The organism is Streptomyces tibetensis (assembly GCF_007655005.1).
GTDB classification, from domain to species: Bacteria; Actinomycetota; Actinomycetes; order Streptomycetales; family Streptomycetaceae; genus Streptomyces; species Streptomyces tibetensis.
This window is the reverse complement of the sequence record NZ_SZVW01000012.1, coordinates 12,813-28,403: the sequence shown is the minus strand read 5'-3', so window position 1 is coordinate 28,403 and position 15,591 is coordinate 12,813. Positions and strand designations below refer to the sequence as shown.

Sequence of the window (15,591 nt, the reverse complement as noted above, 5' to 3'; positions counted from 1 at the left end):
GACCGTGTCCCACAGCACGGTGCCTCGCAGCAGTGCCGAGGCGACCACGAAGATTCCGCGCCCCGGGAGTCCGGTGGCCTCCGACGGTGCCACCGGCTCCGCGGACAAGCGCCCGACGGGCAGGCTGAGCCTCAAGGTCAGGTTCAGACGCGACCGGCTGCTGCTTCTGATGACCCTGCCGGCCCTGGGTCTGATCCTGCTCTTCAACTACATACCGATCCTCGGCAACGTCGTCGCGTTCCAGGAGTACGACCCGTACATCAGTGACAACGGCGCCGTCTCCATTCTGAACAGTCCCTTCGTGGGCCTGGAGAACTTCCAGCGGATCTTCGGGGACTCGGCCTTCTGGAACGCCGTCGAGAACACCCTGGTGCTGTTCGTCCTCCAGATCGTGCTGTTCTTCCCGATCCCGATCCTGCTCGCGCTGCTCATCAACAGCGTGATCAGGCCCCGGGTGCGGGCGGTCGCGCAGGCCGTGCTCTACCTGCCGCACTTCTTCTCCTGGGTGCTGGTCATCGCCGTCTTCCAGCAACTCTTCGGCGGCGCCGGAATCCTCTCCCAACTGCTGCGGCAGAACGGGTACGACGGTCTCGACATCATGACCAACCCGGGGACCTTCCCGCTGCTGATCACCGCGGAGAGCATCTGGAAGGACGTCGGCTGGGGGATCATCGTCTTCCTCGCCGCGCTCGCCTCGGTGAGCCCCGACCTCTACGAGGCCGCCGCCATGGACGGGGCGAGCCGCTGGCGCCGGATGTGGCACGTCACCCTCCCCGCGCTGCGCCCGGTGATCGCCCTGCTGCTGGTGCTGCGCGTCGGTGACGCCCTCACCGTCGGCTTCGAACAGATCCTGCTGCAGCGCGACGCCGTCGGGCCCGGGGCAGGGGAGGTGCTCGACACCTTCGTGTGGTGGAACGGCGTGCGCAACCAGGACTTCAGCTACGCGGCCGCGGCCGGTCTGATCAAGGGTGTCGTGAGCCTCGGACTGGTCCTCGTCGCGAACAAGGTGGCCCATCTCATGGGCGAGCAGGGGGTGTACAAGAAGTGACCGCCGTCATCGACAAACCCGTGAGCAAGCCGGGCCGCTGGCAGGCCCCGCCGCGGCCCGCCTGGGAGGAGGAGCCGTCCAGGGCCGGCCTCGCGGGCAAGGGCCTCGCACTGACCCTGGCCTGCCTCGCCATCCTCTTCCCGCTGTGGATCGTCGTCGTGACGAGCCTGTCGTCGCGGAAGACCATCGACGAGGCCGGCGGGCTGGTGATGGTGCCCAAGGGGATCACCTTCATCGCGTACAGGGAACTGCTGAGCGGCGGCCAGGTCACCCGGGCCACGGTCATCAGCCTTCTCGTGACCCTGATCGGCACGCTGTTCTCGATGACCGTGTCCGTCCTGTGCGCGTACGGGCTCTCCCGGACGGGGTCCCTGGGGCACCGCTGGATCCTGATGACGCTGCTGGCGACGATGTTCTTCAGCGCCGGCCTCATCCCGACGTACCTGCTGGTGCAGACCCTCGGGCTGACGGACACCTATCTGGCGCTCATCCTGCCCAGTGCGGTGAGCGTGTTCAACATCCTCGTGCTGCGCGGGTTCTTCATGGGGATATCGCAGGAACTCGTCGACAGCGCGCGGATCGACGGCGCCGGTGACTTCAGGATCCTCTGGCAGATCGTCGTGCCGCTGTCCCGGGCGGTGATCGCGGTCATCACGCTCTTCTACGCCGTCGGGTACTGGAGTGCCTGGTTCAACGCGTCGCTGTACCTGAACGACCAGGACATGATGCCGCTGCAGAACGTCATGATCCAGCTGGTGCAGAAGCAGGAGGCCCCGGTGGGACTGGGGCAGGCCATCAAGACGGGTCAGCTGTCCGGGCTGGCGGTGCAGATGGCCGTGATGGTGATGGCCCTGCTGCCCGTCGCCGTGCTTTCCCCCTTCGTCCAGAAGCACTTCAAGAAGGGCATGCTCACCGGAGCCGTCAAGGGTTGATCGGCGCCCACCCGGTGGGGTGCTCCGGTCGTCCGGCGACCGCGGACAGCGGGTGACCGGTCGCGCAGTTCCCCGCGCCCCTTCAGGGCGCTTCCCCCTCCCCTTCAGAACGACGAGGTGTGTCTCATGCGTGCGTCCAGCCTCTCCAGACGTGCCGTTCTCGCCGGGACCGCGGTCGCTGCCGCGGCCGGGTCCCTGCCGCTGACCCAGGGGCTGGCCCGAGCCGCCGCAACCCCCGAGGCGCCGAGCGGCTACCGCTGGCGCAACGCCGTCCAGGGCGGCACCGGATTCATCACCGGCGTGCTGTTCCACCCCTCCGTCAAGGGCCTCGCCTACCTGCGCACCGACATCGGAGGCGCCTACCGCTGGGACGACCGTACCGACCGGTGGATCCCGCTGACGGACCACCTCGGCTGGGACGACTGGAACCTGCTCGGCGTCGAGGCCATGGCCGTCGACCCGGCACACCCGAACCGGGTCTACCTCGCCCTCGGCACCTACACGCAGTCCTGGGCCGGCAACGGGGCCGTGCTGCGGTCCGAGGACCGGGGGACGACCTGGCAGCGCACCGACCTCACCGTGAAGCTGGGTGGCAACGAGGACGGGCGCGGTTGTGGTGAACGGCTGCTCGTCGACCCACGGGACAGCGACACCCTGTGGCTGGGCACCCGGCACGACGGACTGCTCAAGTCGACCGACCGGGGCGCCAGTTGGCAGGCCATGAGTTTCCCGGCCGCCCCCAGCGCCACCGGCCAGGGCGTCACGCTCCTGGTCGCCGCCGGCCGCAGCGTCTACGCCGGCTGGGGCGACTCCGACGGCACCGCCGACAAGCCCAGCCTGTACCGCACGTCCGACGGCACCACCTGGCAGGCCGTCCCCGGGCAGCCCACCGGCACCGCCGCCAAGGTGCCGGTCCGGGCCGCGTACGACCGGCACACCCGCGAGCTGTACGTCACCTACGGCGACGCCCCCGGCCCCAACGGCCAGTCCGACGGCAGCGTCCACAAGCTGCGGACGACGACCGGAAAGTGGACCGAGGTCACGCCGGTGAAGCCCGGCGGGCCCACGGGCGACGGCGGGACCGACTCCTTCGCCTACGGCGGTGTCGCCGTGGACGCCCGGCGCCCCGGCACCGTCGTGGTCGCCACCAACAACCGCTGGTCGCTGGTGGACACCGTGTACCGGACCACCGACGGCGGCCGCACCTGGACATCCCTCAAGGAAAGGGCCGTCCTCGACGTCTCCGAGACGCCGTACCTCACCTTCGGCGCCGACAAGCCCAAGTTCGGCTGGTGGATGCAGGCCGTCGGGCTCGACCCGTTCGACTCCCGGCACGTCGTGTACGGCACCGGCGCCACCCTCTACGGCACCCGTGACCTCAGGCACTGGGCCCCGCAGATCCGCGGTGTGGAGGAGGCGTCCGCACGGCATCTGATCTCGCCCCCGGCCGGCAAGGCGCACCTGCTCAGCGGGTGCGGGGACGTCGGTGTGATGTACCACGAACGGCTCACGGCGTCGCCCTCGCGCGGGATGGCGTCCAACCCCGTGTTCGGCTCGGCGACGGGCCTGTCCCTCGCAGCGGCCGAGCCGTCGTACGTGGTCCGGGCCGGGTGGGGCGACCACGGCAACGGCGCCTTCTCGAACGACGGCGGCAAGACCTGGGCCCCTTTCGAGGCTCAGCCGGACGTCGCCAAGTCCGCGCCCGGCCCGATCGCCACCAACGCCGACGGCAGTGTGCTGCTGTGGTCCTTCGGCACGGCCAACCCGGGCTACCGCTCGGCGGACAACGGCGCCGGCTGGTCCGAGGTCGCCACCTTCCCGAAGGGCGCCACGCCGGTCGCTGACCCCGTCGACCCGGCCCGCTTCTACGCCTTCGACACCACCACCGGAACGCTCCACGCCAGCATCGACGGCGGCAAGACCTTCACCGCGCGGGCCACCGGCCTGAACTCCGGCGACAGCGAGTTCCAGCTGGTCGCGGCGCCCGGGCGCTCCGGCGACCTGTGGCTGAGCCTCAAGTGGAACGGGCTGTACCGATCGACCGACGGCGGCGCGACCTTCACCAAGGTGAGCAGCTGCTGGGCCTCGTACACCCTCGGGTTCGGCAAGGCCGCCGAGGGCGCCTCCTACCCGGCGATCTACATGGTCGGCTCCACGGAGACCATCACGGCCGTCTACCGCTCCGACGACGAGGCGAAGACCTGGACGCGGATCAACGACGACCGCCATCAGTGGGGCTGGATCGGAGCCGCCATCACCGGGGACCCGCGGGTGTACGGCCGCGTGTACATCGCCACCAACGGACGCGGCGTGCAGTACGGGGAACCCGTCCGATGAGCGAAGGGAAACGGCCCGGGCTGAGCGACGCCACCCGGGGCCGGCTCCTCTTCGGCGGCGACTACAACCCGGAGCAGTGGCCCGAGGAGACCTGGCACGAGGACGTCCGGCTGATGAAGGACGCCGGCGTCAACTCCGTCACCCTCGGGGTGTTCTCCTGGTCGACGCTCGAACCGGAGCCGGGGGCACGCGAGTTCGGCCGGCTGGACACGGTGATGGACCTGATGCACGACAGCGGCATCGGCGTCGTCCTCGCCACCCCCACCTCCTCGCCCCCGCCCTGGATGGGCCGGCTGCACCCCGACACCCTGCCCGTCACCGAGGACGGCCGCACCGAGTGGTGGGGCGGCCGGCAGCACTTCTCGCACTCCAGCGCCACCTACCGGCGCTACGCCGCCGCCATCACCGAGGACCTGGCCGCCCGCTACGGCGGTCACCCGGCCCTCACCATGTGGCACATCAACAACGAGTACTGCACCGTCGACCACGGCGACGAGGCGGCCGCCGCCTTCCGCCGCTGGCTGCGCGAGAGGTACGGCACGCTCGACGCCCTCAACACCGCCTGGGGAACCGCCTTCTGGAGCCAGGGCTACGACACCTGGGACGGCATCCTGCCGCCCCGCCTGCCCCACTACATGCGCAACCCCGGCCAGGTCCTGGACTTCCGCCGGTTCACCTCCGACATGCTCCTGGAGTGTTACACCGCCGAGCGGGACATCGTCCGGCGGCACACCCCGCACCTGCCGGTCACCAGCAACTTCATGCCGCTGTGGTTCGGGCAGGACGCGTGGCGCTGGGCCGAGGAGGAGGACGTCGTCTCCGTCGACCTCTACCCCGACCCGCGTGATCCGCTCGGCGCACAGCACGGCGCCCTCGTCCAGGACATGACCCGCTCCCAGGCCCGCGGGCCCTGGATGCTGATGGAACAGGCGGCCGGGCCGGTCAACTGGCGGGGTGTGAACCACCCCAAGCCACGCGGCCTCAACCGGCTGTGGTCCCTCCAGGCCGTGGCCCGGGGCGCCGACGCCGTCTGCTACTTCCAGTGGCGCCAGTCCCGGCAGGGCGCGGAGAAGTTCCACTCCGGCATGGTCAGCCACGCGGGGGAGGAGGGCCGGACGTACCAGGAGGTCAAGCGGCTCGGCGCCGACCTGGAACGCATCGCCCCCGAGGTGACCGGCCGGCACCTCACCGCGAGGGTCGCGGTGCTGCACGACTGGCACTCCTGGTGGGCCGGTGCCCAGGACGGCCGCCTCTCCAGCCAGGTGGACTACCCGGACGTGCTGCGCGCCTGGCACCGGGCCCTGTGGCAGGCGCACCTCACCACCGACTTCGCCCACCCCGAGCACGACCTGACGCGGTACTCGCTGGTCGTCGTACCGCAGTTGTACGCCCTCACGGACGCCGCGATCGACAACCTCCTCGCCTACGTACGGCAGGGCGGCACCCTCGTCTGCGGCTTCCAGACGGGTGTCGCCGACGAGGACGACCGGGTGCGCCCCGGCGGCATGGACGCCCGGCTGCGGGCACTGTTCGGCATCCGCACGCTGCACGAGTGGTGGCCGCTGGACGCGGGGGAGACCGTGGCCTGCGAAAGCTTCCGGGGCACGCTGTGGTCCGAGGAGATCGAGCCCGCCGATCCCGACGACACGACCTGCTACAAGGGCGGCGAACTCGACGGCATGCCGGCCGTCCTGCACAAGGGCCGCGCCTGGTACGTCTCCACCCTCCCGGAGCCCGAGGCGCTGCGCGACCTGCTGGCCTCGATCGCCGCCGGAGCGGGCGTCCGGCCGGTGCTCGACGGCCTGCCCGAGCAGGTGGAGGCCGTACGCCGGGGCGAGGTGCTGTTCGTGCTCAACCACGGCCGCGAGCCGGTGACCGTGGAGGTGCCCGGCACCCACCACGACCTGCTGACCGGTACGGACGTCACCGACCGGGTCACCCTCGGCCGCCACGGGGCGGCGGTGCTGCGGCCATGACCTCCGCGCCCGTCCACGGCACCTGGGAGCCGCGACCGGCCGCCCGCTGGGAGGACGGCTTCCTCAGCGGCAACGGCCGGCACGGCGCCCTGGTGTTCGGCCCTCCGCACGCCGAGCGGGTCGTCGTCACGCACCACACCCTGGTGCGGCCCGGGGGCCGGGCCCCCCGGCCCCCGCAGCTCGCCGACGGCCTGCCCGGGCTGCAGGACCGCCTCCTGGCGGGCGACACGACCGCCGCCGAGGATTTCACGGACGGCCGCCCCCTCCAGTGGGTGCAGCCCTTCCACCCCGCCTTCCAGGTCCGGCTGGCCGGGCCCCGGGACGGCGGCCACGACTACCGCCGGGACGTCGACTTCACCACCGGAGTGGTGAGCACGACCTGCGCCGGCCGGGCGAGCCGCGTCTTCGTCTCCCGCGCCGACGACGTCATCGTCCAGCACGTCGCCGGACCCGGCCTCACCCTCGACATCGACCTCGACCCCCGGCTGCCCGGCGCCCCCGCCCGACTGGGCATCGGTCACGGAGCCGTCCTCACCTCCGAGGGCGCCCTGCTCAGCCTGCGCGCCCGCTACCCCGACAGTGACCGGGCCTGCACCGGCGTCACCCAGATCGTCGTCACCGGGGGTACGACCACCCTCGTGCCCCCGGGCGTGCACATCGAGGGCGCCCGGTCCGTGCTGCTCCTCACCCGGGTGCACCGGCACACCGGCGAACTCGACGTGGTCGCCGAGGGCCGTGCCCTGCGCGACCTGCCCACCGACCACGACGAGCTCCTCGAACGTCACGCCGCCCTGCACCGCACCGCCTACGAGCGCGTCACCCTCGACCTCGCAGCCGACCCCGCCGACCGCGCCCTGCCGGGCTCGGAGCTGCTGAAGCAGCCACGCAGCGCCGCCCTTGTGGAGCGCCTCTTCGCCGCCGGGCGCTACCACCTGCTCTCCGCGAGCGGCCTCTTCCCGCCCCGCCTGACCGGACTGTGGACCGGCGACTGGAACACGGCCTGGTCGGGCGCGTTCACCAACGACGCCAACCTCAACCTCCAGACCGCCTCGTCCGCCGCCGCGGCCCTCCCCGAGATCACCGAGGCCCACGCGCAGCTGATCCAGCGCCTGCTGCCCGACTGGCGCGACAACGCCCGCGTGATCTTCGGCGCCCGAGGCGTCGTCGCCCCCGCCCACACCGACGGCGAGTCCGGCCACTCCTACCACTTCAGCCGCGAGTACCCGCTCCACCTGTGGACCGCCGGCGCCGACTGGCTGCTCAAGCCGCTCGTCGACCACGACGAGACCCACGGCACCCGCGACCCGCGCACCGCCGCCGCCCTCGCCGAAGTCGCCGTCTTCTACGAGGACTTCCTGACCAGGACCGACGAGAACGGCCACCTCGTCGTCGTGCCCTCCTACTCGCCCGAGAACCGCCCTGCCAACGCGAGCTGGGGCACGATCAACGCCGCCATGGACCTCTCCGCGGCCCGCCACGCCCTGCGCACGGCGGCGGCCTACCACCCGGACACTGCGGACGCCGCCCGCTGGCACGCCCTCGCCGACCGGCTCCCGCCGCACCGGATCAACGAGGACGGAGCCCTGGCCGAATGGGCGTGGCCCGGCCTCACGGACTCCTACGACCACCGCCACCTCAGCCACCTCTACGGCGTGTGGCCGCTCGACGAGATCACCCCCTACGACAGCCCCGAACTCGCCGCCGCCGCCCACTGCGCCCTCGAACTGCGCGGCGCCGAGAACGACTCCGCGCACGGCCATCTGCACCACGCCCTGATCGCGGCCCGGCTCAGGGACGGGGGCCGTGTCGCCCACGCCCTCGGTCAGGTCCTGGACGGCGACTTCTTCCACGCCTCCCTGATGAGCGCGCACTACCCCGGCCGCGACGTCTACAACGCCGACGCCGCGCACACCCTGCCCGCCGTGCTGATCGAGATGCTGGTCCAGTCGACCCCCGACCGGCTGGTCCTGCTGCCCGCGCTGCCGGCGGCGTACCCCGAGGGCGCCCTGCGCGGGGTGCGCACCCGCTTCGGGGCCGAGCTCGATCTCACCTGGACGCGGGACGGCGCCACCGCCGTCATCAGACCGGGCCGCACCCACCGCGTCGAACTGCGGACTTCCTCCGGCGCAGAATCCCTCCACCTGGTCGCCGGAGAAGACCACGTCCTCACCGTGAGGACGTGGTAGTTCCCCCCACCCCCCCACCCCCCCACCCATGGAAGGGACACCATGGCATCAAGCACGCTGAGCAGGGTCACCAAGGCCCTGCTGGCTCCCGCCCTGGCCCTCGGCGCCACCGTCGGCCTCGCCTCCGCCCCCGCCTCCGCCGCCGTCTGGAACACCTGCGACCAGTGGGGCCAGACCAACCTGAACGGCTACACGCTCTACAACAACATCTGGGGCGGCGGCGCCGGCAGCCAGTGCATCTGGGCCAACTCCGGTACCAACTGGGGAATCTGGGCCAACCACCCCAACACCGGCGGCATCAAGTCCTACCCGAACCAGACGAAGGCGATCAACAAGTCGATCACCTCGCTGGGCTCGCTCTCCTCCAGCTACAACGTCAGCGTCCCGTCGTCCGGCGCGTACAACACCTCGTACGACATCTGGGACACGGACCACGACTACGAGATCATGCTCTGGGTCAACAAGACCGGACCCGTCGGCCCGATCGGCTCCTCGCAGGGCAGTGTCAGCCTCGGCGGCCACTCCTGGAACGTCTTCAAGGGCACCAACGGCTCCAACGAGGTGTTCTCGTTCATCCGCACCTCCAACTCCAGCTCCGGCACCGTGAACATCCTGTCGATCCTGAAGTGGATCAAGGACACCAAGAAGTGGATGGGTAACGAGACGATCGGTGACGTGCAGTTCGGCTACGAGGTCACCTCGTCGTCCGGCGGGCTGAACTTCACCACCAACAACCTGACCGTGAACAGCAGTTGACCTTATCTTAGGGAAACGTCGGGTTTGATGGGGACATGCGCACCTCCGCCCCCCTCCGACGTGCCCTGATCACCGTGACCGCGACCGCGGCCGTCGTCCTCACGGCGACGGGTTCCGCGGTCGCGGTTCCGGTCTCCGGCACCGCGGCGGCCCCCCGAGCCGCAGCCGTCTCGCTGTCCCCCCTGCACTCCGTCGTCGATCTGGCCGCCGAGCGCCTGGCCACCGCCGACCTCGTGGCCGCCGCCAAGTGGGGCACCGACAGCCCCATCGACGACCCCGCCCGCGAACAGCAGGTCCTCGACAACGTGGCCGCCCAGGCCCAGCAGCTCGGCGCCGACCCGGACGAGATCCGGGTGATCTTCCGCGACCAGATCGAGGCGAACAAGGTCGTCCAGCGCGGCCTGTTCCAGCGCTGGACCGACCACCCCGGCCAGGCACCGACGACCAAGCCGGACCTGAACGTCGTACGGCAGAAGATCAACCAGGTCACCAGTGCGCTCGTCGAAGCCCTCGCAGACACCTCCGCGGACTGCGGCGCCTTCGTCTGCCGCCCCGAACTGGCCCTGGCCGCCTTCCAGGTCCACCACGAGGACCACTTGGACGCCCTGCACACCCGCGCCCTGATCCGAGCCCTGCCCTCGATCTGCCGCAACTGACAGGGCACCCGCGCCCCTTTGTCTTCAGGGGCGCGGGGCTGTGTCGATCTGCGGCTCCGCCGCGTGGGCGCGACCGGCCACGACCGGCCCGCAGCCGACTCACGACCTACCGCGGCACATCCTGGATCGGCAACCGCGCCCCGTCCCGCAGGAACAACGGAATCCGGTCCAACGGAGCCTCCACGGTCACCGTGGCCCCACCTTCGTACGTCTCCCCGGTCCACGCGTCGGTCCAGACGGCCCCCGCCGGAAGATACGCGGTACGAGCCGTCGCACCAGCGGTCAGTACCGGCGCGACCAGGACATCCGCCCCGAACAGATAGGCGTCGTCGACCCCCCAAGCCGCCTGATCCTCAGGAAACTCCAGGAACAGCGGCCGCATCACCGGCAGACCCTCCTCGTGGGCCGCCCGCATGACGTCCAGCACATACGGCTTCAGCCGCTCGCGCAGCCGCAGGTACCGCTCCAGGATCGCCCCGGCCTCCTCGCCGTAGGACCACACCTCGTTCGGGCCGCCGGTCATCGCCGGGCCCAGCGGCATGCCCGGGTCGCGGAAGCCGTGCAGCCGCATCAGCGGGGACAGTGCGCCGAACTGGAACCAGCGGACCATCACCTCCCGGTACGCCGGGTCGTCCGGGTCGCCGCCGTGGAAGCCGCCGATGTCGGTGTTCCACCACGGGATGCCCGACAGGGCCGTGTTGAGGCCGGCCGCGATCTGGCGGCGCAGGGTGGGGAAGTCCGTGCCGATGTCACCGGACCACAGGGCGGCGCCGTAGCGCTGACTGCCCGCCCACGCCGAGCGGTTGAGGGTGATGATCTCCTCCTCACCGGTGGCGAGCAGGCCCTCGTAGAAGGTGCGGGCGTTCTCCGCCGGGTAGGCGTTGCCGACCTCCAGGCCCGGTCCCGCCCAGTAGCGCAGGTTCTCCTGGAAGCCCGGCTTCAGCTCCGGCTCGCAGGCGTCCAGCCAGAACGCCGTGATGCCGTACGGGTCGAGGTAGTTCTCCTTCACCTTCGACCACACGAACTCCCGGGCGTCCGGATTGGTGGCGTCGTAGAAGGCCACCTGGACCGTGGAGGCGACCTCCTTGTCGGGCCAGTCGGCGTGCGCCATCGGCCCGTACTGGGTGCCGATGAACCAGCCGCGCTGTTCCAGGACCGGGTGGTTCTCGCTCAGCGGCGACACCGACGGCCAGACGCTCACCACCAGCTTGATGCCGAGTTCCTCCAGCTCGCGCACCATCGCCGCCGGGTCCGGCCACTCCTTCGGGTCGAACTTCCAGTCGCCGAGGTGCGTCCAGTGGAAGAAGTCGCAGACGATCGCCGAGATGGGCAGTCCCCGCCGCTTGTACTCCCGGGCCACCGCCATGAGTTCGTCCTGGGTGCGGTAGCGCAGCTTGCACTGCCAGAAGCCCGCCGCCCACTCCGGCAGCATCGGGCTGCGGCCGGTCACCGCGCTGTAGCGGCGCTGGCCGCCGGCCGGATCGCCGGCCGTGATCCAGTAGTCGATCTGCCGGGCCGAGTCGGCGACCCACCGTGTGCCGTTGTGCGCCAGCTCGACGCGGCCGATTGCCGGGTTGTTCCACAGCAGGGTGTAGCCGCGGCTGGAGGTCAGCACCGGGATGCCGACCTCGGCGTTGCGCTGGACCAGGTCCAGCACCAGGCCCTTCTGGTCGAAGCGCCCGTGCTGGTGCTGGCCGAGGCCGTACAGCTTCTCGTCGTCGTAGGCGGCGAAGCGCTGCTCCAGGCGGTGGTGGCCGTTGCCGACGGCCGTGTAGAGACGGGAGCCGGGCCACCAGAAGTGGGCGCGGTCCTCGGCGAGGATCTCGGCGGAGTCCTCCGTGCGCAGGAAGCGGATCAGGCCCTCGGCGCTCACCTCGACGGTGAGCGCGCCGACGGTCAGCAGACCGGTGCCGTCCTCGACCTTCACCGTGGCCGGCGTCGCGGGGGCCTCGTCGAGCAGGGCGCCCGGGAGCCCTTCCAGGACCGGGCCGCCGAGCCGGGCACGCACCCGGACCGCGTCCGGACCCCACGGCTCGATCCGGACAGTCTCCTGGCGGCCGCTCCACTCCAGCGCGCCGTCCCGCTCACGGAACGTGCCGACGGTGGGGGAGGACTGCGCCAGACTCACCTGGGGCTGGGTTTCAGCAGGCTGATTCACGCGTGCTCCTGTGCTCCTGGAGGAGTGCGGACATGGGGGTGCCCTGAGAGGAGGGCGGTGTTCGAGGCGGGTGGGGGTGTTCGAGGCGTGGGGGAAGGGCGCTGCCGACGGTCGGGCCCACGACCGTCGCGCCGTGGCCTGGTGGTACTGGCGGTACTGGTGCTGCTGGGCGTGCCCGGTCGGGCTTACCGGTGCCGCGACCGGCTCGGCGCCGGACTCGTGCTCCCCCGTACCGTCAGCTCGGGCGCGATCAGCACGACCTCGTCGCTGGCGCGCCCGTCGAGCTTGGCGACCAGGTGGTCCACCGCGTGCCGGCCCATCTCCTGGGCGGGGATGGCCACCGACGTGAGCCGCACCGAGGCCTGCATCGCGACCTGGTCGGGGCAGATCGCGACCACCGACACGTCCTCCGGCACGGCCCTGCCCTGCTGCCGCAGCAAGGCGAGCAGCGGCTCGATCGCCGACTCGTTCTGCACGATCAGCCCCGAGGTGTCGGGGCGTTCGTCGAGGATCCGGGCGAGGGTGACCGCCATCGCGTCGTACCCGCCCTCGCACGGCCGGTGCAGCAACCGGACGCCCAGCTCGCCGGAACGGGACCTGAGCCCCTCGAGGGTGCGCTCGGCGAAGCCCGTGTGCCGCTCGTAGACGGCCGGGGCCTCACCGATGACGGCGATGTCCTGGTGCCCCTGCTTGGCCAGGTGCTCCACGCACAGCGCGCCCGTCGCCCGGAAGTCCAGATCGACGCAGGTCAGCCCCGAGGTATCGGCGGGCAGCCCGATCAGCACGGACGGCTGGTCCGTCGCGCGCAGCAGCGGCAGCCGCTCGTCGTCGAGTTCGACGTCCATGAGGATCATGCCGTCGGCGAGCCCGCTGCCGGCCACACGGCGCACCGCGTCGGGGCCCTCCTCGCCGGTGAGCAGCAGCACGTCGTACCCGTGGGCGCGGGCGGAGGTCGCCACGGCGATGGCGATCTCCATCATCACCGGCACGTACATGTCCGTGCGCAGCGGGACCATGAGCGCGATGATGTTCGACTTGCTGCTGGCCAGGGCGCGGGCCCCGGCGTTCGGGTGGTACCCGAGCTCGCGGATGCTCCGCTCGACCCGCTGCCGGGTGTTCGCGGAGATGGACCGCTTGCCGCTGAGGACATAGCTCACCGTGCTCGCCGAGACTCCGGCGTGCTGGGCGACCTCGGCGAGGGTGACCATCCAGCTCTCCAAGTTCTTGTGAAGCGCTTCGACAGTGCGCGCAACTGATACGGGTGGGTGGGGGTGGTTCGACAGTAGCCCCAGCAGAGGTGGGTGTCCATAGGTTGTCGAAGCGCTTCGATGCGGATTTCCCCGAGTGCTTTCAGGGCCGGAGTCGCCACCGGGACGGCATCTCGATGCAACACCGTCGTCAGGCGCGCGACAAGTGCCGGGGGCGCTCCGCCCTCCTTCGGCTGAACGGACGCGCGAGGACTGGTGGGAGCGTCCGGATTCGGGTACCAACGATCCAGTAGCACTGGTCGGTAACGAAACGATCCTCCATCTTCCTAGTTGCGGCGAGGTGCCCCTCATGTCCGCTTCCACCACCCCTTCTTCCCGTCCCGCCGTCACCGAGCGGGAGGCCCGTGAGGTGGCGGAGGCCGCCCGGGAACAGCACTGGCGCAAGCCCAGCTTCGCCAAGGAGCTGTTCCTCGGCCGCTTCCGGCTCGACCTCATCCACCCCCACCCCCTCCCTGCCGACGAGGCGGCCCAGCGCGGCGAGGAGTTCCTCGCCAAGCTCCGCGACTTCGTCGAGACCAAGGTCGACGGGGCCCTCATCGAGCGCGAGGCCCGGATCCCCGACGAGGTGATCGACGGGCTGAAGGAGCTCGGCGCCTTCGGCATGAAGATCGACACCAAGTACGGCGGCCTCGGCCTCGGGCAGGTGTACTACAACAAGGCGCTCGCCCTGGCCGGCTCCGCGAGCCCCGCGATCGGCGTGCTGCTCTCCGCGCACCAGTCGATCGGTGTGCCCCAGCCCCTGAAGCTGTTCGGCACCCAGGAGCAGCGGGAGCGCTTCCTGCCGCGCTGCGCCCGCACGGACATCAGCGCCTTCCTGCTCACCGAGCCCGACGTCGGCTCCGACCCGGCCCGCCTGGCCACCACGGCCGTGCCCGACGGGGACGACTACGTCCTCGACGGCGTGAAGCTGTGGACCACCAACGGCGTCGTCGCCGACCTGCTGGTCGTCATGGCCCGGGTTCCGAAGAGCGAGGGCCACCGCGGCGGCATCACCGCCTTCGTCGTCGAGACGAACTCGCCGGGTGTCACCGTCGAGAACCGCAACGCCTTCATGGGCCTGCGCGGCATCGAGAACGGCGTCACCCGCTTCCACCAGGTCCGCGTCCCCGCCGCCAACCGGGTCGGCGAGGAGGGCCAGGGCCTGAAGATCGCCCTGACCACCCTCAACACCGGGCGGCTCTCCCTGCCCGCTTCCTGTGTCGCGGCCGGCAAGTGGTGCCTGAAGATCGCCCGCGAGTGGTCGGCGGCCCGCGAGCAGTGGGGCAAGCCCGTCGCGCACCACGAGGCGGTCGGCTCCAAGATCTCCTTCATCGCGGCCACCACCTTCGCCCTGGAGGCCGTCACCGACCTGGCCTCGCAGATGGCCGACGAGGACCGCAACGACATCCGCATCGAGGGCGCCCTCGCCAAGCTGTACGCCTCCGAGATGGCCTGGACGATGGCCGACGAACTCGTCCAGATCCGCGGCGGCCGCGGCTTCGAGACGGCCGACTCCCTGCGGGCCCGCGGCGAGCGCGGCGTCCCGGCCGAGCAGCTCCTGCGCGACCTGCGCATCAACCGCATCTTCGAGGGCTCCACCGAGATCATGCACCTGCTGATCGCGCGTGAGGCCGTCGACGCCCACCTCTCGGTCGCCGGCGACCTCATCGACCCCGAGAAGTCCCTGGGTGACAAGGCCAGGGCGGGTGCGAACGCGGGCGTCTTCTACGCCAAGTGGCTGCCGAAACTGGTCGCCGGCCCCGGCCAGCTGCCCGCCTCCTACGGGGAGTTCAAACGCGACGTGGACCTCTCCGGCCACCTGCGTTACGTCGAGCGCACCGCCCGCAAGCTCGCCCGCTCCACCTTCTACGCCATGTCCCGCTGGCAGGGCCGGATGGAGTCCAAGCAGGGCTTCCTCGGCCGGATCGTCGACATCGGCGCCGAACTGTTCGCCATGAGCGCGTCCTGCGTGCGGGCGGAGCTCCTGCGCAGCCAGGGCGACCACGGCCGCGAGGCCTACCAGCTCGCCGACGTCTTCTGCCGCCAGTCCCGCATCCGGATCGAAGAGCTCTTCACCCGCCTGTGGACCAACACCGACGACCTCGACCGCAAGGTCGTCAAGGGCGTCCTGTCCGGCACGTACGAGTGGCTGGAGCAGGGCATCGTCGACCCGTCGGGCGAGGGCCCCTGGATCGCGGACGCGACACCGGGACCGAGCCAGAAGGAGAACGTCCACCGGCCGATCCGTTAGGCCCGGCCTTCCTGGGGGGCGTGCGCAGGTGTGGCGCGCGCCCC

10 protein-coding genes are annotated in these 15,591 nt (G+C 71.0%); 8 read left to right on the top strand and 2 right to left on the bottom strand.

The window, feature by feature from the left end; translation table 11 throughout:
- Positions 1-4: 4 nt before the first annotated feature.
- The 7 genes from FDO69_RS20790 (at position 5) to FDO69_RS20760 (ending at position 9,891) form a co-directional block, all read left to right on the top strand.
- Positions 5-1,048, top strand: coding sequence for an ABC transporter permease (locus FDO69_RS20790; protein ID WP_104781371.1), 1,044 nt, complete (start codon positions 5-7; stop codon positions 1,046-1,048).
- Positions 1,045-1,980 carry a carbohydrate ABC transporter permease gene (locus tag FDO69_RS20785; RefSeq protein ID WP_104781370.1) on the top strand — a complete coding sequence of 312 codons (936 nt, stop codon included), beginning with the start codon at positions 1,045-1,047 and terminating at the stop codon, positions 1,978-1,980. Before FDO69_RS20790 ends, FDO69_RS20785 begins: the two co-directional genes overlap by 4 nt.
- A gap of 126 nt (positions 1,981-2,106) precedes the next feature.
- Positions 2,107-4,317: a WD40/YVTN/BNR-like repeat-containing protein gene (locus FDO69_RS20780; RefSeq protein WP_104781369.1), complete on the top strand. Its 2,211-nt coding sequence runs from the start codon at positions 2,107-2,109 to the stop codon at positions 4,315-4,317.
- The gene (locus tag FDO69_RS20775; RefSeq protein ID WP_104781368.1) at positions 4,314-6,293 is read left to right on the top strand and encodes a beta-galactosidase; all 1,980 of its coding nucleotides are present in this window, start codon (positions 4,314-4,316) and stop codon (positions 6,291-6,293) included. Before FDO69_RS20780 ends, FDO69_RS20775 begins: the two co-directional genes overlap by 4 nt.
- On the top strand, positions 6,290-8,479 hold the full coding sequence (locus FDO69_RS20770; protein ID WP_104781367.1) for a glycosyl hydrolase family 95 catalytic domain-containing protein: 2,190 nt from the start codon (positions 6,290-6,292) through the stop codon (positions 8,477-8,479). Before FDO69_RS20775 ends, FDO69_RS20770 begins: the two co-directional genes overlap by 4 nt.
- A 42-nt stretch (positions 8,480-8,521) precedes the next feature.
- A complete protein-coding gene (locus FDO69_RS20765; RefSeq protein WP_104781366.1) occupies positions 8,522-9,235 on the top strand; it encodes a glycoside hydrolase family 12 protein in 714 nt (237 codons plus the stop codon).
- A 35-nt stretch (positions 9,236-9,270) separates the two neighbouring features.
- A complete protein-coding gene (locus tag FDO69_RS20760; protein ID WP_104781365.1) occupies positions 9,271-9,891 on the top strand; it encodes a chorismate mutase in 621 nt (206 codons plus the stop codon).
- Between the two features lie 106 nt (positions 9,892-9,997).
- Here FDO69_RS20760 and FDO69_RS20755 read toward each other — a convergent pair whose 3' ends face one another.
- Positions 9,998-12,049, bottom strand: coding sequence for a glycoside hydrolase family 31 protein (locus FDO69_RS20755; protein ID WP_104781364.1), 2,052 nt, complete (start codon positions 12,047-12,049; stop codon positions 9,998-10,000).
- 185 nt (positions 12,050-12,234) lie between these two features.
- Positions 12,235-13,257: a LacI family DNA-binding transcriptional regulator gene (locus FDO69_RS20750; protein ID WP_104781363.1), complete on the bottom strand. Its 1,023-nt coding sequence runs from the start codon at positions 13,255-13,257 to the stop codon at positions 12,235-12,237.
- 349 nt (positions 13,258-13,606) lie between these two features.
- On the opposite strand from FDO69_RS20750, the gene FDO69_RS20745 reads away from it, so the two are divergent.
- On the top strand, positions 13,607-15,547 hold the full coding sequence (locus FDO69_RS20745) for an acyl-CoA dehydrogenase family protein (RefSeq protein WP_104781362.1): 1,941 nt from the start codon (positions 13,607-13,609) through the stop codon (positions 15,545-15,547).
- Positions 15,548-15,591: the final 44 nt, after the last annotated feature.

What these genes read in the sequence shown, in the direction of transcription:
- FDO69_RS20775 (WP_104781368.1), top strand. Translation starts at nt 4,314, where the DNA reads ATGAGCGAAGGGAAACGGCCCGGGCTGAGCGACGCCACCCGGGGCCGG.
- FDO69_RS20760 (WP_104781365.1), top strand. Translation starts at nt 9,271, where the DNA reads ATGCGCACCTCCGCCCCCCTCCGACGTGCCCTGATCACCGTGACCGCG.
- FDO69_RS20750 (WP_104781363.1), bottom strand. Translation starts at nt 13,257, where the DNA reads ATGGTCACCCTCGCCGAGGTCGCCCAGCACGCCGGAGTCTCGGCGAGC.
- FDO69_RS20770 (WP_104781367.1), top strand. Translation starts at nt 6,290, where the DNA reads ATGACCTCCGCGCCCGTCCACGGCACCTGGGAGCCGCGACCGGCCGCC.
- FDO69_RS20745 (WP_104781362.1), top strand. Translation starts at nt 13,607, where the DNA reads ATGTCCGCTTCCACCACCCCTTCTTCCCGTCCCGCCGTCACCGAGCGG.
- FDO69_RS20780 (WP_104781369.1), top strand. Translation starts at nt 2,107, where the DNA reads ATGCGTGCGTCCAGCCTCTCCAGACGTGCCGTTCTCGCCGGGACCGCG.
- FDO69_RS20765 (WP_104781366.1), top strand. Translation starts at nt 8,522, where the DNA reads ATGGCATCAAGCACGCTGAGCAGGGTCACCAAGGCCCTGCTGGCTCCC.